This is a genomic window from Halobiforma lacisalsi AJ5, from assembly GCF_000226975.2.
GTDB classification, from domain to species: domain Archaea; phylum Halobacteriota; class Halobacteria; order Halobacteriales; family Natrialbaceae; genus Natronobacterium; species Natronobacterium lacisalsi.
The window spans coordinates 847,753-865,756 of the sequence record NZ_CP019285.1 but is presented as its reverse complement, the minus strand read 5'-3'; the positions used below and the strand labels follow the sequence as shown (position 1 = coordinate 865,756).

The 18,004-nt window shown below is 64.6% G+C and carries 13 protein-coding genes; 6 read left to right on the top strand and 7 right to left on the bottom strand.

The genetic code is table 11. The features are described 5' to 3' along the window. Nucleotides 1-8 precede the first annotated feature (8 nt). The 4 genes from CHINAEXTREME_RS04030 to CHINAEXTREME_RS04015 form a co-directional block, all read right to left on the bottom strand. A complete protein-coding gene (locus CHINAEXTREME_RS04030; protein ID WP_007141187.1) occupies nt 9-1,433 on the bottom strand; it encodes an ABC transporter ATP-binding protein in 1,425 nt (474 codons plus the stop codon). Then, the gene (locus CHINAEXTREME_RS04025) at nt 1,433-3,166 is read right to left on the bottom strand and encodes an ABC transporter permease (protein WP_007141186.1); all 1,734 of its coding nucleotides are present in this window, start codon (nt 3,164-3,166) and stop codon (nt 1,433-1,435) included. The genes CHINAEXTREME_RS04030 and CHINAEXTREME_RS04025 overlap by 1 nt, the downstream gene beginning before the upstream one ends. Then, entirely contained in the window at nt 3,163-4,239 is a 1,077-nt protein-coding gene (locus CHINAEXTREME_RS04020) for an ABC transporter permease (RefSeq protein ID WP_007141185.1), read from the bottom strand. Before CHINAEXTREME_RS04020 ends, CHINAEXTREME_RS04025 begins: the two co-directional genes overlap by 4 nt. Before the next feature lie 151 nt (nt 4,240-4,390). Continuing rightward, nucleotides 4,391-6,019: an ABC transporter substrate-binding protein gene (locus CHINAEXTREME_RS04015; RefSeq protein WP_010546434.1), complete on the bottom strand. Its 1,629-nt coding sequence runs from the start codon at nt 6,017-6,019 to the stop codon at nt 4,391-4,393. Between the two features lie 495 nt (nt 6,020-6,514). Here CHINAEXTREME_RS04015 and CHINAEXTREME_RS04010 point away from each other — a divergent pair, with 495 nt between their 5' ends. The 4 genes from CHINAEXTREME_RS04010 to CHINAEXTREME_RS03995 all read left to right on the top strand — a co-directional run bounded on the left by CHINAEXTREME_RS04010 (nt 6,515) and on the right by CHINAEXTREME_RS03995 (nt 13,642). Further along, nucleotides 6,515-6,934 carry a PPC domain-containing DNA-binding protein gene (locus CHINAEXTREME_RS04010; protein WP_007141183.1) on the top strand — a complete coding sequence of 140 codons (420 nt, stop codon included), beginning with the start codon at nt 6,515-6,517 and terminating at the stop codon, nt 6,932-6,934. Between the two features lies 1 nt (nt 6,935). Continuing rightward, on the top strand, nt 6,936-12,065 hold the full coding sequence (locus CHINAEXTREME_RS04005) for a DNA polymerase II large subunit (protein ID WP_007141182.1): 5,130 nt from the start codon (nt 6,936-6,938) through the stop codon (nt 12,063-12,065). 143 nt (nt 12,066-12,208) lie between these two features. Further along, nucleotides 12,209-12,547 (top strand): DUF7130 family rubredoxin-like protein, encoded by a 339-nt coding sequence (locus CHINAEXTREME_RS04000; RefSeq protein WP_007141181.1) that lies wholly within the window; start codon nt 12,209-12,211, stop codon nt 12,545-12,547. 171 nt (nt 12,548-12,718) lie between these two features. Then, a complete protein-coding gene (locus CHINAEXTREME_RS03995; protein WP_007141180.1) occupies nt 12,719-13,642 on the top strand; it encodes a ketopantoate reductase family protein in 924 nt (307 codons plus the stop codon). An 85-nt stretch (nt 13,643-13,727) separates the two neighbouring features. Here CHINAEXTREME_RS03995 and CHINAEXTREME_RS03990 read toward each other — a convergent pair whose 3' ends face one another. Continuing rightward, on the bottom strand, nt 13,728-14,093 hold the full coding sequence (locus CHINAEXTREME_RS03990; protein ID WP_007141179.1) for a NifU family protein: 366 nt from the start codon (nt 14,091-14,093) through the stop codon (nt 13,728-13,730). A 95-nt stretch (nt 14,094-14,188) separates the two neighbouring features. Beyond that, nucleotides 14,189-14,506 carry a DUF5783 family protein gene (locus CHINAEXTREME_RS03985; protein WP_007141178.1) on the bottom strand — a complete coding sequence of 106 codons (318 nt, stop codon included), beginning with the start codon at nt 14,504-14,506 and terminating at the stop codon, nt 14,189-14,191. Between the two features lie 106 nt (nt 14,507-14,612). On the opposite strand from CHINAEXTREME_RS03985, the gene CHINAEXTREME_RS03980 reads away from it, so the two are divergent. Together CHINAEXTREME_RS03980 and CHINAEXTREME_RS03975 are read left to right on the top strand one after the other, a co-directional pair. Beyond that, on the top strand, nt 14,613-15,008 hold the full coding sequence (locus CHINAEXTREME_RS03980; protein WP_029601430.1) for a hypothetical protein: 396 nt from the start codon (nt 14,613-14,615) through the stop codon (nt 15,006-15,008). A 735-nt stretch (nt 15,009-15,743) separates the two neighbouring features. Beyond that, nucleotides 15,744-16,496 carry a CehA/McbA family metallohydrolase gene (locus CHINAEXTREME_RS03975; RefSeq protein ID WP_007141176.1) on the top strand — a complete coding sequence of 251 codons (753 nt, stop codon included), beginning with the start codon at nt 15,744-15,746 and terminating at the stop codon, nt 16,494-16,496. Between the two features lie 20 nt (nt 16,497-16,516). On the opposite strand, the gene CHINAEXTREME_RS03970 is transcribed toward CHINAEXTREME_RS03975, so the two are convergent. Then, the gene (locus CHINAEXTREME_RS03970; RefSeq protein WP_007141175.1) at nt 16,517-17,989 is read right to left on the bottom strand and encodes a single-stranded-DNA-specific exonuclease RecJ; all 1,473 of its coding nucleotides are present in this window, start codon (nt 17,987-17,989) and stop codon (nt 16,517-16,519) included. Nucleotides 17,990-18,004: the final 15 nt, after the last annotated feature.

Genomic DNA, 18,004 nt, shown 5'->3' with positions numbered 1-18,004 from the left:
GTGCTGGCTCATCGGCTCTCACCTCCCTCGGTCGCGTCGCCTGCGCCGTCGGGATCGCTTTCCGGATCGCCGAGGCGGTCGTGTAACGCGATCCGGTCGGCTTCGGATTCGGATTCGGGGTAGAGCAGACAGGAGACGCGGTGGTCCTCGGCCCCGTCGTCGACGGGTACCGACTCGGGGTGGACCCGGTCGCAAGCCTCGAACGCCTTCGGACACCGCGGCGCGAACCGGCAGTAGGTCGCCGGCTCGTTCGGCGTCGGAACGTCGCCCTCGATCGTCGAGAGCCGATCGGCGCCGACCTGGCGGCCCGGAATCGACTCGAGCAGCCCCTGCGTGTAGGGGTGGGAGGGGTCGGCGAACAGCGTCTCGACGTCGGCCGACTCGATGACCTCCCCGGCGTACATGACGTTGACCCGGTCGGAAATCTCGGCGATGACACCCATGTCGTGGGTGATGAACATGATCGCGAGGTCCCGTTCCTCCTGGAGGTCCTCGAGCAACTCGAGGATCTGGGCCTGGATCGTCACGTCCAGGGCGGTCGTCGGCTCGTCACAGATCAAAAGCTCCGGATCGCAGGCAAGCGCCATCGCGATGACGGCGCGCTGGCGCATCCCGCCGGAGAACTGGTGGGGATACTCCGAGACTCGCTGTGGGGCGTCCGGGATGCCGACGGACTCGAGGAGTTCGATCGCCTCCTCGGTGGCCTCCTTGCCCGTGATACCCTGGTGGAGCCGCAGCGCTTCCTTGATCTGGTTGCCGACGGTGTAGACCGGGTTCAGACTCGTCAGCGGGTCCTGGAACACCATCGCGATGTTCCCGCCCCGCAGTTTGCGCAGGGACTCCCCGCTGGTCCGGGTCACGTCGACGTAGTTGTCCTCGCGGTCGGCGCTCGAGCGATCGACGAAGACGAAGTCGTCCTCGTCGACCAGTCCGAGTTCCTCGCCGTACCCCGCGTCGATGACGTCGGCCACGTCGATCTCGTCGGCCGACGGCACCGGTTCGCCGGGGTCGGCGAACTCCGCTGCGGACGCGTCGAGGGTCGGATCCTCGAGGAGGTCCGCCGGATCGAACTCCTCGCGTGCGGCGGCGAGGTCGACCGTGTGGCCGGGGTACTCCTCGGCGTAGTTCTCGACGGTCTCGGGGTGGTGGTAGCGAATGCTGCTTCCATCGAGGATGCGGCCGGGGTCGTCGATCAGGCCCATGATCGAGCGGGCCGTGACGCTCTTGCCCGAACCGCTCTCCCCGACGATACCGACGGTTTCGCCGACCTCGATCTCGAAGCTCACGCCGTCGACCGCACGGATGACCTCCTTCTCGGTGAAGAAGGCGGTCTGGAGGTTCCGAACGGTCACGATCGGCTCCGAACTCGAGTCGCTCGTCGTCGCTGTACTCGCGTCGTCGTTCGTTGTTTCGATCGGATCTTCCATCGACATCAGCCACCACCTCCGCTTGCGGCGGCACCGGTCCCGGCTTCGTCGCTGCTGGCATCGCTTTCGGGGTCGATCGCGTCGCGGATACCGTCACCGAGTGCGTTGAACGCGGTGACGAGGAACACGACCATCAGCCCCGGAATCGTGGCGGTGTGCCACGACGAGGTCGGGACGTAGGGTCGACCCTCGTAGACCGCACGTCCCCACTCGGGCGTCGGCGGCTGTACGCCGAACCCGAGGAACGAGAGTGCGGCGACGCCGATGATGACCCCGCCGAGGGTCATCGACGCGTACACGAGCATGTAGCCCGCGATGTAGGGCGACATGTGCTTTTTCATCGTTTCGACTGGACTCTGCCCGTAGCTCCGGGCGGCGTCGACCCACTCCTCCTCGGCGACCTGCAGCGCCGGACCACGGACCGCACGCCACAGCAGCGGCCACCCGGTCGCCGCGAAGATCAACGCCAGCAGTAAGCCGCCGTCGTAGATCGTCGCGATCGGATGGTTCGCCTCCATGAACACGACCGAGAGGAGCAACACGACCAGCAACCGGGGAAGCGAGATGATCGAGTCGCTGACGACCACCGTGAGCAAGTCGAGCAGCCCCTTGTAGTAGGCGGTCATTAGCGCAAGCGCCGTCGCAACGAGGGTCATCAGTCCGGTCGCGAGTAGACCGATGACGAGCGATACTTGCGCTCCGTACGCGAGGAAGGTAAACAGGTCCTTCCCGTCTTGATTCGTCCCTGCCGGATGGAACCTGTCGTACTTGTCGTAGCTCATCAGGCCGACGTTACTGTCGCCACCGACCGACCGCGTCTCGAGGTTCGCCTCGCCGTGTGGGATCGAGGCGACGTCTTCGATCTCCTCGTCGTAGTACTGCACTTCGTGTTCGTACGGGCTATAGAGGTTCGCTTCTGCGGTGACCGGGCTGAGCGCCGGGGCCCACAGGGCCATCACGACGAAGATGAAGACGACGACGAACCCGAACACCCCCCAGTAGTGGTTCCGGAACCGATTGACGCTATCGTCGCGGGGCGTCCAGTCGGCCTCGCGGTAGTGATCCCGGAAGACGTTGTACCCTCTCCAGAACCACGCGAGGAGACCGAACGCGTACGCGTAAATGAGGAGTACGCGAGCGCCCCACGCCATCGCGGGCGAGAGGCCGAGCCAGGTCCCCTCCCAGCTTCCGTCGGGCAGCTGGTACCCCTGGTTGGGGATCGTCTCGCGACTCGTCAGGGTCTGGAGGGAACTGACCGACTCGAGGCCCTGCGTGAGCGCGCCGATCACGGCGTCGACCGCGGCGCCGAGCGGCGTCGCGACGAAGAGCAGCGTGACGACACCGATGACGGCGGTCACGATCGCTCGCTCGACGACGTCGGCCTTGCCGACGCCCAGTTCGAGCCCGAGCCGATCGACGATCGAGAACGGGATGAACAGCCATTTGACGACGATTGCCGCGATCACGAGCAGTGCAAGCGCCGTGAACCCGTAGGCGATCGTACCGCCGATCGACCCGAGCGATTCGGAGACGAAACCGGCCATCCACGACGGTGTGTTCGCGATCCCGCCGATCGCGAATTTGATTACGCTGCCGACCCGGAGGACGGCGGCCGCGATCGAGCCGAGCTCGAGTGCCAGCAGGACCACGAGTCCGGCGACCCACAGCATGGCCGGTCGCGGGTTCTCTGCGATACGTTCTCGAAGGGTCTTGTCGTCGAATTCGTCTTCTACACTCATCGTTGATACCCCACGCGCGGATCCAGGATCGTATAGAGGAAGTCCTGAAGGATGTTGATCGACACGATCACCAGGATGAAGATGAACATCAGCGAGGAGACGAGCGGGAAGTCATCCTGGATGGCACCCTGGTAGAACAGGTAGCCGAGCCCGTTGATCCCGAAGATCACCTCGACGATGACCGACCCGCCGATCAGGACGAACGCCTCGTTCGTGATGACCGGCACGAGCGGGATCAAAGCGTTACGGAAGACGTGCTTCCAGACGATCACCCGGCTCCGGAGCCCCTTCGCCTTCGCGGTCTCGACGTAGTTCGAGTTGATCGTCTCGAGGACCGCGGTGCGGCTGATACGGAGTTCGTTGCCCATCAGCGAGGAGCCGAGGACGATCGCCGCCGGCAGGATCTGCTTGAACGAGGCCAGGAAGGTCGTCGCCGAGAAGTAGATGCCGACCGGGATGCTGATGATGCCGAGGCTGACCCAGTCGGTGACGGCGATGAAGTCGAGGGGCGGCTGTCCGACGAGACTGTCGATCTCGACGATGAACGTGTCCCACCGGAAGCCGAACAGGAACTTGTCGCTCAGGCGCAGGAACGCCAGGAGCATGATCGCCAGCCAGAAGTTCGGCATTGCCCGCCAGACGATCCCGCCGAACGAGGCGAGATAGTCACCCCAGGAGTTCGAGTTGAGGCCGGCGTAGAATCCGAGCGGGATTCCGACGAATATCGGGATCAGGATGGACCAAAAGCCCAGCCACAGCGTTCGAGGCGCGTAGCTCGAAAGCAGCGCAGTCACATCTGTCCCGGGCTGGATGACCCACGACTGGCCGAGGTCGAACGACCACGGAACCAGCATGTCGGTCATGAAGTCGATGTACTGCTCCCACAGCGGTTGATTCAATCCGAGCCGTTCTTCGATTCGCGTCCGTTGTCCCGCACCCGCTTCCGGTCCCAGGATTGCCGAGACGGGATCGATCGGTCCCATCCGGACGATAACGAACGTGATCGTCAGTCCGAAGACGATGACCGGGATCGATAGCAGGATGCGGCGAAGCAGATAGCGCCAGCGACTCATCGGAGATCACCCGGCGTTCGAGCGCGTATGCGTATCAATGTGTGTATATCTGGTCTAAGTGCCATATGAACGTTGTTTGAGCGGAGTGAACGAGCGGTCCGCGTCGACCCCGTCGACGGCGGACGGAAGGCCGGACGAGTATCGCGGTCGGTTATTCGTCCAGCGTCACGTCGTTATACACCTGGAAGTACTCTCCCATCGCCCCGAAGGGCTCGATGTCGACGTGATCGTAGTAGAACAGTTCCATGAGTTCGTGATAGAGCGGGAGACAGACTGCGTCATCCCAAACGGCCTCCTCCATTTCGATGTAGGCCTCGTTACGGAGGTCGTCGTCTTCCGGATCCGGATTGGACGAGGCACGTTCCCAGGCGCTCTGTGCCTTCTCGACGGCATCGGTGTCCGCCTGATGCCAGTCGAGATAGTATCCGTTCGTCTCCTCCGGCATGACGGACGTATCCGTGTTCTCGGGCTCGAACCCGAAGAGCCCGTATCCGAGGTCCGGCCAGCTCCAGGTCCATCCCAGCGAGTAGAACTCGAGGTCGCCGCTCTCACCGCGTTCCTGCAGGGTCGCGAACGGCGACTGCTCGAGGCTGAGTTCGACGCCCAGGCCCGACAGCTGGTCGCGAAGCTCGCGGCCCGCTTCCTGGAAGACGTCGGACTCGTAGGTGGTAAGCGTCAGCTCGTAGGGGTCGTCCTCGGTGTAGCCCGCCTCCTCGAGGACTTCCCGTGCGGATTCGCGGTCGGCCTCGTCGCGGCTGTAGGGGTAGTCCGCGATGAAGTCCTCGTAGGCGTCGTTGCCGCCGGGCCACATGGCCGAGGGGGTGAACGTGTACGCTTCCTGTCCGCGGCCCTCGAAGAGGGTTTGGATCAGGGTCTCGCGGTTCATGACGTACGCGACCGCCTGTCGGACCGGACGCGGGACCGACGGAACGTTGAACGCGAAGTAGTACGTGCTCAGCTGCGGCGCGCCGACGTAATCGACCGTCTCGCCGTTCTCCATCGGGCCGTACGTCCCGATTTCACGGCCGCGGTCGTCGGTCTCCGCGTCGACCAGGCTGGATTCGTACTGCGCGGTCGGCAGTTCGAAGATGTCGGCGTTGCCCTCGATCGCGTAGGTGTACTGGGCTTCGTCGTCTTCGATGATCTGCCAGTGGACGGCGTCGACGTTGGCGACGCTGCCGTGGTAATCGTCGAAGCGAACGACTTCCGCTTCGGCGTCGGACTCCCAGGTTTCGAACTCGAAGGGACCGGTACCGACCGGCTCGCTCGAGGAGAACTCGCTGTGGTCGATTTCGCCGTCGTAGCCTTCGATATCGCCGACGATGCCCTCCGGAACGACCGAGAACGCGTCGTACGAGAGAATCTCGAGCGCAGAGGGGGCCTGCGTCTCGAGCGTGATCTCGAGGGTGTAATCGTCGACGGCCTCGACGGCGAGACTCTCGGGAACGACGCCGCCCTCGTCGTCGAACTCGGCCGAGACGTCGAGGAACGTCGGCGACCCGACGATGAAGTTCCCACGTTCGCTGTTCGGGGATTCGGCCAGCCGACGGAACGAATAGACGAAGTCGTCCGCCGTCATTTCGTCGCCGTCGTGGAACTGGACGCCCTCTTTGAGCTCGAAGGTGTAGGTCAGTCCGTCGTCGGACAGTTCGTACCCTTCCGCGAGCTGGTTCGTGACGTCAGTCGTCCCGTTCGGGAAGTGCGTCAGCGGTTCGTACATCTGGCGAATGACGCGACCCGACTCGGTATCCGTCGATTGAATCGGGTCGAGCGACGTCATCGTTCCGTTAACGAGGTTGAGGGTACCAGCACCCTCGTCCTCGTCACTACCATCGTCGGGCTCTTCACCAACGCACCCGGCGAGAGCTAGTGCACCAGCAGCCCCACCAGTTGCCTTCAGGAACGAACGTCGTTCCAGTTCGTCTCCATCCATCATGATACAGTTTCCCTTAATCGAACCACCAAGTAAATCCATCGTTACTTATTTATCGGGTACTTACCCGCGGAATCAGTATCGTTATCGCCTCTTCCTCGAGATATTCCGACTTTACCCTTCCGAACGTCTGACTGTTTATCCCGTATTACTGATTGATATCGAATCATGTTCCGCGAAATTCTCGAAACTAGTTCCGTTGTGCGTAGAATCACGACCCAGAGTGTAAATCTATAATTTCTCGCCCGCCGATGGTCGTTCCTGATCGATCCTGAACGTTTCTGGTCACTCGGCGACCGACCTTCCTCAACCTTTTTGCGTCTCTCAGTCTCACGTGAGGGTATGCATTATCGCGAGGTCGAGACAGCCAGCGAGTACGTGGCCCGCCTCGAGACCGGAGCGGACTGGCGAGCGGAGATCGAGTCCCTCGCAGACGAGGTCGAGGCCGACGCCGCGTGGTTCACCGCGCTCGGCGCGGTCCAGGACGCGGAACTCTGGTTCTACGATCAGGATGAGTGTGAGTACTACCCGCTCGCGTTCGACGAACCGCTCGAGGTGGCGAGTTGCGTCGGCAACGTCTCGCTGCTGGAGGGCGATCGGTTCGCCCACACCCACGTCGTGCTCTCCGACGACGAGGGGGTCGCCTACGCCGGCCACCTGAACGAGGCGACGGTCTGGGCCGGCGAGGTCCACATGCGCGTCTTCGAGGAACCGCTCGAGCGGGAGTACGACGAGACCACCGAACTCGACCTCTGGCTCTGAGATGCGCGAGGAAGACGAACGGTACTTCGAGCGGCTCGAGTCCCAGCTCGAGGAGGCCTTCGACGTCGCCGAGACGGCGAAGGAACGCGGCGCGGATCCCGAACCCGAAGTCGAGATCCCGACGGCGCGGGACATGGCCGACCGCGTCGAGAACATCCTGGGGATCGACGGCGTCGCCGAGCGGGTGCGGGAACTCGAGGGTGAAATGTCCCGCGAGGAAGCCGCCCTCGAACTCGCGAAGGACTTCGCCGAGGGCCGCGTCGGCGACTACGAGACGAAAGCCGGCAAGGTCGAGGGGGCCGTTCGGACGGCGGTCGCCCTGCTGACCGAGGGCGTCGTCGCGGCACCGATCGAGGGGATCGACAAGGTCGAAATCCTCGCGAACGACGACGGGACGGAGTTCGTCAACGTCTACTACGCCGGGCCGATCCGCTCTGCGGGGGGGACTGCCCAGGCGCTGTCCGTGCTGGTCGCCGACTACACGCGCGCGCTCGTCGGTATCGATCAGTACAAGGCCCGCGACGAGGAGATCGAACGCTACGCAGAGGAGATCGCCCTCTACGACAAGGAGACCGGCCTCCAGTACACGCCCAAAGACAAGGAGACGAAGTTCATCGCCGAGCACATGCCGATCATGCTCGACGGCGAGGCGACGGGCGACGAGGAGGTCTCCGGCTTCCGCGATCTCGAGCGTGTCGACACCAACAGCGCCCGCGGCGGGATGTGTCTGGTGCTCGCGGAGGGGATCGCGCTGAAGGCCCCGAAGATCCAGCGCTACACCCGGAACCTCGAGGAGGTCGACTGGCCGTGGCTCCAGGACCTGATCGACGGCACCTACTACGACGACGCGGGCGACGAGGAAGGGGCCGACGAGGAGGACGCTGCCGACGGCGAGGAGGAAGACGCCGAAGCCGACGATGAGGCGTCCGAACCGGACGAACCCGAGGGGCCGCCGCGCGTCGACGAATCGAAGAAGTTCCTCCGGGACCTGATCGCCGGCCGGCCGGTCTTCTCCCATCCCTGCGCGGAGGGCGGGTTCCGTCTGCGATACGGACGCGCTCGCAACCACGGTTTCGCGACGGCCGGCGTCCACCCCGCCGCGATGCACCTGGTCGACGACTTCCTGGCGACCGGGACCCAGATCAAGACCGAACGGCCCGGGAAGGCGGCCGGCGTCGTCCCCGTCGACTCCATCGAGGGACCGACGGTCAAACTCGCGAACGGCGACGTGCGACGGATCGACGACCCCGAGGAAGCGAAGGAGATCAGAAACGGCGTCGAGAAGATCTTAGACCTCGGCGAGTACCTGGTCAACTACGGGGAGTTCGTCGAGAACAACCACCCGCTGGCCCCCGCCTCCTACACCTATGAGTGGTGGGTCCAGGACCTCGCGGCCGCCGGCGCGGACGTCCAGGCGTTCGAGGACGACCCCCGGATCGACCTCGAGTTCCCCGACCCCGAGGAGGCCCTCGAGTGGGCCACCGAACACGACGCGCCGTTACACCCCGAGTACACCTACCTCTGGCACGACCTCTCGGTAGCCGCCTTCTGTAACCTCGCCGACGCCGTCGCCGAGGGTCGGATCGAGGGGGACGGCGACGGCAGCGTGAACGGGAACGGGGACGACAGCATCCTCGTCCTCGAGTACGCCGACGACGTCGCGGACGCGCTCGAGACGATCGTTCTCGAGCACCGCCAGCGTCCGGGCGACGACCGCATCGAGATCGACGACTGGCGGCCGTTCGTCCGCTCGCTCGGCTGTAAACCCCGGCGGGCGGTCGCCGACGGCGCGGCCCTCGAACCCGAGGTCGACGATGAGGGCGCCGGGGAACCGGCAGTCGAACTCGAGCGTACCTGGAGCGAGGACGATCTCTCCGAGCGCGCCCGAACCTGGGGGCAGGAGGACGGCGAAAACGCCATCGAGGCGGTCAACGAGGTCGCTCCGTTCGAGGTACGGGAACGCGCGCCCACCCGGATCGGCAACCGGATGGGCCGGCCCGAGAAGTCCGAGCGCCGGGACCTGAGCCCCCCGGTCCACACGCTCTTCCCGATCGGCGAAGCCGGCGGTTCCCAGCGCAACGTCGCCGATGCGGCCAAACACGCCGAGACGATGTCCGACACGCCCGGCGTCGTCGAACTGCAGGTCGGACGCCAGCGGTGTCCGAACTGCGAGACGGAGACGTTCAAGAACCGCTGTCCCGACTGCAACGAGCGGACCGAGCCCGACTATCGCTGTCCGGACTGCGACCAGTCGCTCGAACCGGACGAAGCCGGCCGCGTCGAGTGTGACCGCTGCGAGATCGAGGGCACCTGCGTCGAAACGCGCGAGGTCGACGTCAACGAGGAGTTCCGGTCGGCGCTCGAGTCGGTCGGCGAACGGGAGAACGCCTTCGACATCCTGAAAGGGGTCAAAGGACTGTCCTCGACGAACAAGATCCCCGAACCGATGGAGAAGGGTATTCTCCGGGCGAAACACGACGTCTCGGCGTTCAAAGACGGTACCGTCCGCTACGACATGACGGACCTCCCCGTGACGTCGGTCCGGGCGAGCGAACTCGACGTCGACGTCGGCCAACTGCAGGCGCTGGGCTACGAGGAGGACATCCACGGCGAACCGCTGACCCACGAGGACCAGCTCGTGGAGCTGAAAGTCCAGGACATCGTCCTCTCCGACGGCGCGGCCGAGCACATGATGCAGACGGCCGACTTCATCGACGACCTCCTCGAGCAGTACTACGGGCTCGAGCCCTTCTACGAACTCGAGGACCGTCAGGATCTGGTCGGCGAACTGGTGTTCGGGATGGCACCACACACGAGCGCAGCTACTGTCGGAAGAGTAATTGGATTTACAAGCGCTGCGGTTGGATATGCTCATCCGTACTTTCACGCCGCGAAACGGAGGAATTGCTTCCATCCGGAGACGAAAATCTGGTATCAGAACAAAGACGGCGAACGGGCGTACGAATCGATCGAAGCGATCGTCGAAGACCGGTTGACCGATCCCGAAACGGACGATTTCGGAACGGTCGTTCAGGATGTTGACGGGATCAGCGTTCCGTCCGTCACGGAAGACGGGACGCCCGTGGAACGCCCCGTCGAAGCCGTTTCGAAACATCCGGCACCTGACCACCTCGTTCGCGTCGAAACGCGGAGCGGCCGAACGCTGACCGTAACTCCCGATCACACGTTCCGACGGTGGACTCCCGCAGGCCTCGAGTCGGTCGACGCTCGAGAACTCTCTGCCGGTGACGAACTCCCGAGTCCGAAATCGCTCGGATTCGAGGGAGAGTCGAAATCGATCGACCTTCTAGAAGCGTTTATCGAGGCGGATTCGATCCCGAACGACTCGCTCGTCGTTCGCGGACTCGGCTCCGATCGGATCAAGAATCTCCTCGACGACGCGACGCCGGAGCAGGCATATCTCAAACCGGTTGCGGACCGACTCGGCGTCTCTCAATCGACGGTCTACAACTGGGTGAACCGAGATAGCGTTCCGTTCGGTCCGCTCCTCTCTCTGTTCGACGCTGCGGAACTCCTCGAGCGGATTCCGGACGACGTCACGCTCGGGATGAAACGCGATACGGCGGCCATACAGCGGCGGTTCGAGATCGACGAGTCCGTCGCGACGGTGCTCGGATACTACGCCGCCGAAGGATTCACTCGACGGGAAGACGGGTCGTTCTATCAGACGACGATCTGTACGCCCGACGAGGCGGCCCGCAACGAGATCATCGAGACGTTCGACGACGCCCTGTCGGTCGACGCCTTCGAAGAGAACGAGTGGAAGGTGACGGTCTCGAGCCGACTCGTCTCGGCGCTGTTTGCGGACGTACTCGAACTCGGAGCGACCGCGGAAACGAAACGGATTCCCGACTACGTCCTCGATAGTCCGCGCTCTCAGCTGCAAGCGTTCCTGGCCGCGTACTTCAGCGGCGACGGGAGTCCCGCGAGCGATCGAATCGAAATTCGGGCACACACTATCAGCGACGATCTTGCGGCGGATCTGGTCGCTGCCCTGAAACGGTTCGGAATCGCGGCGACGACCTATCGTGAAACGCGACAGCCGTCGACCGGAGCGGTCGCCGAGTTCTACGACGACGAACCGGTTCCCGAGTTCGAATCGTGGGTTCTCAAGATCACGTCCGAGAACGCGGCTCGGTTCGCCGAGCGAATCGGTTTCCACCTCGAGCGGAAGCAGGAAACCATCACCGAGGTTCTCGAGACGACGGAGTGTCGCACACAGCGGCTGTTCGCCGATGGCGGCAAAACGTGGCTCGACGAGGTCGTTTCGGTCGAGATCGTCGAGAGCGATATCGAGTACACGTACTGTCTCACCGTCGAAGACACGAACACGCTCGTGGCCAACGATATCTATGTCGGTCAGTGCGACGGTGACGAGGACTGCGTAATGTTGCTTCTCGACGGACTTCTCAACTTCAGTAAGTCTTTCTTGCCGGACAAGCGCGGGGGCAAGATGGACGCGCCCCTCGTCATGTCCTCCCGCATCGACCCCTCCGAGATCGACGACGAGGCCCACAACATGGACATCGTCTCGCAGTACCCCCGGGAGTTCTACGAGGCCACTCGCGAACAGGCCGATCCCGAGGCGGTCGACATCCAGATCGGCGAGGACACGCTCGGTACCGACGGCGAGTACACCGGCTTCGAGCACACCCACGACACCACCGACATCGCGATGGGGCCAGACCTCTCGGCGTACAAGACGCTCGGCTCGATGATGGAGAAGATGGACGCTCAACTCGAGCTCTCGCGGAAACTCGAGGCCGTCGACGAGACCGACGTCGCCGAGCGGGTCATCGAGTATCACTTCCTGCCGGACCTGATCGGAAACCTGCGGGCCTTCTCGCGCCAGGAGACCCGGTGTCTCGACTGCGGCGAGAAGTTCAGGCGGATGCCCCTGACCGGGGACTGCCGGGAGTGTGGCGGCCAGGTCAACCTCACCGTCCACCAGGGTTCCGTGAACAAGTACATGCAGACGGCGATCCAGGTCGCCGAGGAGTACGACTGTCGGCCCTACACGAAACAGCGCCTCGAAGTGCTCGAGAAGTCCCTCGAGAGCATCTTCGAGAACGACAAGAACAAGCAGTCGGGTATCGAGGACTTCATGTGAGTTAACCGGGCCGTTTCGGCCCCTCGTTGCCCTTCTCGACGGCTCGCTCGATTCGAGCCGCTGATCGCCCGTCTGACCCCCTCGAGGGGCCGCTCGAACAATGCACACTCGGGGTTTATCCTCGTCCTCGAGGTGGTACTCCCATGGTCCAGACGGGTGAGACTCCAGCGAAAGCGGACGACGAAGAAGCGCTCGAAGAGGTCCACGAGGTCACGTCCGGCCAGACCGTCTACGACGAGGATGGCAACGTGCTCGGCCGCGTCCGTAGCTTCGAACAAAGCGGCTTTTTCGTCACCACGCGCGAGGGTGCCGAGGCGATGAGCATCGAGCACGCGCGGTCGGGTCACGAGTTCGGCGAGGCACACCTGATGTGGCGGTGTATGGAGTGTGGGGAGATGGGCGGGATCACCGCCGACCTGCCGGACGAGTGTCCGAACTGCCAGACTGGTCGCGAAAATCTGATGTATTGGACGGAGGACTGAGTGTCCCCGTCGGCGCATCGACTCGATTCGATATATCGACATTGGGTTTACAGGGTCGTATACGAGGAAATCGCTGCTAGGACTGACCCGTCGACCGACGCTGGCTCGAGAGGCTCTCTCCGTGGATAAAGGACGAAAACCGTTTTTACTGCGCCGGTTCCCCTCCCTACCATGGACACGGTCGTCTTCGGTGCCGGCAGCCTGGGAAGTCTCGTCGGCGGCTTGCTCGCCCGCGAGCACGACGTAACGCTCGTCGCCCGCGAGAACCACGCTCGAGCCGTCCGCGAGTCCGGCCTCCACGTCTGCGGCGAGTTCGACGAGCGAGTGTTCCCGGCGGCGACGACCGATGGCGGGAACCTCGCGGCCGACCTCGCTGTCGTCGCGGTCAAGTCCTTCGACACGGCGTCGGCTGCCGCCGCGCTCGCGACGGGGTCGTTCGACGCCGTCCTCTCGCTGCAAAACGGGATGGGGAACGAGGCGGTTTTCGCCGATCGACTCGAGCCCGCGACACCGGTGCTGGCCGGGACTGCGACCTACGGCGCAGTCCTCCGTGAACCCGGGGTCGTCGAGTGTACCGGGCGTGGGGAGATCGTCCTCGGCGACCGCGATGGCGGCGCGTCCGATCGTGCCAACGCTGTGGGGGAGGCCTTCACCGCCACCGGCCTCGAGACGGCGGTCGTCGACGATATGCCGCGCTGGCTCTGGGAGAAACTCGCGGTCAACGCGGGGATCAACCCGGTCACCGCGCTCGCCGGGACGAAAAACGGGGCCGTCCTCGAGCCCCCGGCGCGGGATCTCGCCCGGGCGGCGACGCGGGAGGCCGCGCGGGTGGCTCGGGAGCGTGGCGTCGCGCTGTCGAACCGCGAGGCGGTCGACGCGATGGAGACCGTCGCCGAGGCGACGGCGGCAAACACGTCCTCGATGGCCCAGGACCTCCAGCACGAACGCCGTACGGAGATCGACGCGATCAACGGCTACGTCGTCGATCGTGCGGCAGAATCCGGTCTCGAGGTGCCGACGAACCGCCACCTCACGGCTCTCGTCCGCACCTGGGAGCGGGGTCGAGGGCTTCGTGAAGGGCCGGGGGAGGAGTGACCCGCCGCTTCAGCGAACCCGGTCCAGCGGCCGATCGAGGGAAGAAAACGGGACTCGACGAACGTCGGCGGTCGAACTCGAGAACTTAGAACGGCGCTTCGGGGCCTTCGTCGGGTTCGCCGTCCTCGTCGACGGTTTCGCCGGGGAACGAGGGGCTCATGCCGCCACCGCCACCCATGTCGCCGCCGTCGGCACCCGTGTGGGCGTTTACTTTCTCGATTTCGGGGATCTCCTTGACCATTCGGCTCTTGATCGCCTGGATCGTCATCGGGGAGATGCCACAGCCGCTGCAGGCACCCCCGAGGGCAATCGTGACTTCGCCGGTCTCGTGGTCCAGTTCCCGGATCGCCGCGCTACCGCCGTGCATCTGGATTTGCGGGAAGTTCCGTCGCAGGAAGTTCGAAACGCGGTCCTCGAGGTCGTCCCCGTCGTTCTGAGACTCCGTGCTCATAGAAGCCCCTTGGGTATCGGAGCCCCTAAACCTTCCGTCCCTCCGGTTCGGGATCGTCCTGGCTGAATCGACGCGCTCGTGGCTGATTCACTCGATTACTCGAATTCGAAAACTCGCTCGAGTTCGGTCTCGATCTCCTCGACGTGAATCTCGAGCACTTCCTCGAACCGCTCTCGCTCGACGAGCACGTTCGAGAGCCGGTCGTACGGGTCCTCGGGGAGCTCGACGCGGAATTCGCCGTCGCCCTCGTAGAAGGGTTCGCTCTCGTTCAGTACCTGCTGGTCGATCGCGTGGACGAGTTCGGAGTCGTAGCGGTCGTTCATCCGGTTGAACGCGTTCTTGTACGCCTGCTGGAGTTCGGTAAAGTAGTGGGCGTACTTGTCTTCGAATTTCTCGGGATCGAACGTCGTCATACTCGATACGAACGCGAGCGAGGACAAAAGTCGGACGGTCGGCGTCAAGACGACGGTTGCATTCGCAAGCGGAACGATGACCCCGGGCGGTGGCGATTCGGCCTATATGGTCGCCGACAATCCACCCATTCCCCCGGAGGCGTTACCGCCGGGATGGGGCGAAACCGAACTCGGCGAGGGCACGTTCGCGTACCGGTACACTCGCCCACCGCTCGAACTCATCGCGGACCGGACGACCGCCGATCACTGTCATCCGGGCCTCGGGCTGGGCCAGTGCTGGGAACTCCGGTACCGGTACCCGCTCGGCGATCGGTCCGTCTCGGAGGAAATCGGCCGCGTGTCGACGCGCCGGGCCGCCGTCGACGGGATCCTCGAGTGCATGCGTCGGGTCCACGAGGCCGTTGAGTCCCTCGACGATCCGATGGAGATTCGCCGCGTCCTCGATCGGGTTTCGCTCTCGGACCACGTTCCGGACGAGCCATCGGAGCCGACGGACATTTAGTATCATTCTATACGGTTTATGATGCGTTTCGGCCCGGTTCGGAGAGCTGTGCGCAGCGCCCGAAAATCGGCTCGTTCGGTTCGCTGGCCAGCGATCGATGGTCTCCGGGCCGGGGTCGACCGCACGGCCTCGGCTTTCGTCGGGCGCATCTCGAGGGCGCCGTCGAAACGCGGTCCCATGCACCGTGTTTGGCTTCCCGAATGTGTCGCACGAACCAGGGGTTTGGGTTGCTGTCCAAATTTCCCGGCGCAACCGCCGCCCGGTCGCGGTTGCGCCGGAACTGACGGACTGTAGACCGGATCAGTCAGGGAGCGTCTCGAGCGTCCTGTGCCTGTCCGCAATGTGACGACCGGGGATTCGAGACGGCGACGGATCGACGACCTCGGCTGGCCCTATGTCGAGTGACTCCACGAGCGTCGGTGGGAACGTTGCTGTCGAAGTGATGGGCTATCGACGATCAGTCCCGATCGGAGCTCGTGTCTCGCACGGGGAACGATCTCTGCGGTTTGAACTGGGGTACCGGCCCTCGAGCGGCCATCGGCGTTCCCAGTGCCGTTCTACCCACTCCTCGGAGGTGCGTCTCGTTTGCCAAACCCGGTTGTTCGATACGACGGGTCCAGTCCGGTAGCCAACCTGCGTTAAATTTCATATCGCTATATAGAATCTGCCTGCGACCCGACCGGCAGCAGAGTGTTTATGCAGGGCAACGGGCTATTAGCGGTAATCAACCCCGCTATGACGACCCACATTCCGTTTGCGATCGACTTTCACGTCCACTCCGACGAGTCCTACGACGGCCACGAACCGATCGAACTCATTCTGGAACACGCGGCGGACATCGGACTCGACGGAATCGTCATCACGGATCACGACCGGATCGCCGAATCCCTCCGTGCGGCCGAGATCGCTCCGGAATACGGGCTGATCGGCATCCCCGGCGTCGAAGTGTCGACGAAACACGGCCACCTCCTCGCGATCGGTGTCGAAAAGCGGCCCGATCCGGGGCGTCCGTTCCCGGAAACCGTCGACGCGGTCCGGGAACTCGGGGGGATCGCGGTCGTTCCCCATCCTTTCCAGCGCAGTCGCCACGGCGTCCGGAAACGCCACGTCGACGGCGTCGACGCGATCGAGACCTACAACTCGATGCTGTTTACCGGCTACCGGAACCGGCGAGCGCGGACCTTCGCCCGCCGACGGGGGTACCCCGAGATCGGCGCGAGCGACGCCCACTACCTGCCGAACGTCGGCAAAGCCTACACCGAGATACTCGTCTCGCCGGACGACGAGAACCCCACGAAGGCGGACATCGACGGCGACGAACTCGTCGAGGCCATCCTCGAGGGCCGCACCCAGATCCGTGGGAAGCGCACGCCGATTCACAAGAGCACGGTCCAGTACGCGAAAGGTGCCGTTCGCAAGTCGGCGTACGTGTTGACCTCGCGTGCGCCGCTCGTTCCGACGGTTCCGGCTTCGATGGACCGGACGTAGCGGTATCGCGGTAGCAGTCGTCAGGACAGTTGTTCGCCCACGATCTCGTCGGCGCGTTCGACGAACTCGGCTTCGCGCCCGGCGGGGACCGTTGCCCCGGCCGCGACGTCGTGACCGCCGCCGTCGCCGTCGACGGCCCGCGAGGCCTCGGTCATCACCGTCGAGAGGTCGAGGCCGTCCCGGACCAGACCGTGGGTCCCGCGGGCCGACACTTTCACTTCATCGTCGGTTTTCTCCGCGAACGCGACGATCGGCTTCGAGCGGCTGATCCCCTCGTTGCCCATCGCCATCCCGGCGACGATGCCGACGATCGTCTCGCGAATGCGATCCTCCGCGTGGAACCACTGGAGATGCGCTTCGTGGGTGACGCCCTCTCTGGTGACGAGGTCGATCCCCTCCGAGAGGTTCCGGCGGTGGTTCCGAAGGAGTTTGCGTGCACGCTCGAGCGCGTCGCTCCGATTCCCCAGGCAGACCCCCAGGCCGACGTCGGCGCGCTCGTAGCGGGCGGTCGCATTGAGCAGCGTCGAGAACTCGCTTGCGTCCCGGAGTTCGGTACCGACCGGCTCCGCGCTGAGCACGTAGCTGGTCCCGACCAGCTGGTCGATCTTCTTCGCGGGAACCCCGCGCGAGACGGCACGCCTGACCAGGGCGCTGGCGACGGTCTGTTTCTCCTCGCTGGTCAGTCCCGACCACCGGCGCCACTCGCCGTCCTCGCGGCGCAACTCGAGGTCGAGATCCTCGAGGAACCGCAGCGAGCCGGCCTCGTCGCCGGAGATGCCCGGGATCCCTACGTCGGTCGCGTACTCGAGCAGTTTCGGCAGCGGCCGGGTTTGCTTCCCGTAGAGCGCGAGGTCCTTGCCCGTCTCGAGGACGCCTGCATCGACGCCCTCCTCGACGATCCGTTCGTTCGCGCCCTGGAGTTCGCCGCCGGAGGCCTGCATGTCGCCGACGGCGCCGACGACGGCCAGGGCGGCGAGGTCGCGGTTGTCCGCGCGGGCCGTGGTGGTTCCTGCGGCACCTGTGGCGCCGCCGTCGGCCGCGACGCCGGGCTCCAGGTCCGCCAGCGCCCGGGCGAGAACGTAGCTCGCGCCGGCCCCCGAGAGCTCGGACGCGCCGTCGATCCCGAACAGCAGGGGGTTGAGGTGGTACTCGGTGTCGCGGTCGGCCGGCTGGTGGTGATCCGCGATCACGGGCGTGAACGCGCCCGCGTCCTCGTGCTCGCCGATGACGTCGAGCTGGCCGCTCCCGAAGTCCGTGAAGAGGACGGTGTCGTAGTCGGTCGCCGCGATCGCGGCGATCGCCTCCTCGTCGAGCTGTTTCTCGAACACCGTCTCGAAGGGGAGTCCCGCGCGCTCGAGCGCTTGGGCCGCGATCGCGGCGCTGGTGAGTCCGTCGGCGTCGATGTGCGAAGCGAGTAACACGCGGTCGGCCTCGCACAGTCGCCGCGCACAGCGGGTCGCGCGATCCTCGAGTTCGGGAACCGGCCCTGCCATCGGTCGACTGTGGGG

Bases quoted from the DNA above. Each gene is read 5' to 3' on its own strand.
- CHINAEXTREME_RS04025 (WP_007141186.1), bottom strand. From the start codon at position 3,166: ATGAGTGTAGAAGACGAATTCGACGACAAGACCCTTCGAGAACGTATC.
- CHINAEXTREME_RS03980 (WP_029601430.1), top strand. From the start codon at position 14,613: ATGGTCGCCGACAATCCACCCATTCCCCCGGAGGCGTTACCGCCGGGA.
- CHINAEXTREME_RS04005 (WP_007141182.1), top strand. From the start codon at position 6,936: ATGCGCGAGGAAGACGAACGGTACTTCGAGCGGCTCGAGTCCCAGCTC.
- CHINAEXTREME_RS04015 (WP_010546434.1), bottom strand. From the start codon at position 6,019: ATGACGTCGCTCGACCCGATTCAATCGACGGATACCGAGTCGGGTCGC.
- CHINAEXTREME_RS04010 (WP_007141183.1), top strand. From the start codon at position 6,515: ATGCATTATCGCGAGGTCGAGACAGCCAGCGAGTACGTGGCCCGCCTC.
- CHINAEXTREME_RS03985 (WP_007141178.1), bottom strand. From the start codon at position 14,506: ATGACGACGTTCGATCCCGAGAAATTCGAAGACAAGTACGCCCACTAC.
- CHINAEXTREME_RS04000 (WP_007141181.1), top strand. From the start codon at position 12,209: ATGGTCCAGACGGGTGAGACTCCAGCGAAAGCGGACGACGAAGAAGCG.
- CHINAEXTREME_RS03995 (WP_007141180.1), top strand. From the start codon at position 12,719: ATGGACACGGTCGTCTTCGGTGCCGGCAGCCTGGGAAGTCTCGTCGGC.
- CHINAEXTREME_RS04020 (WP_007141185.1), bottom strand. From the start codon at position 4,239: ATGAGTCGCTGGCGCTATCTGCTTCGCCGCATCCTGCTATCGATCCCG.
- CHINAEXTREME_RS03970 (WP_007141175.1), bottom strand. From the start codon at position 17,989: ATGGCAGGGCCGGTTCCCGAACTCGAGGATCGCGCGACCCGCTGTGCG.
- CHINAEXTREME_RS03990 (WP_007141179.1), bottom strand. From the start codon at position 14,093: ATGAGCACGGAGTCTCAGAACGACGGGGACGACCTCGAGGACCGCGTT.
- CHINAEXTREME_RS03975 (WP_007141176.1), top strand. From the start codon at position 15,744: ATGACGACCCACATTCCGTTTGCGATCGACTTTCACGTCCACTCCGAC.
- CHINAEXTREME_RS04030 (WP_007141187.1), bottom strand. From the start codon at position 1,433: ATGTCGATGGAAGATCCGATCGAAACAACGAACGACGACGCGAGTACA.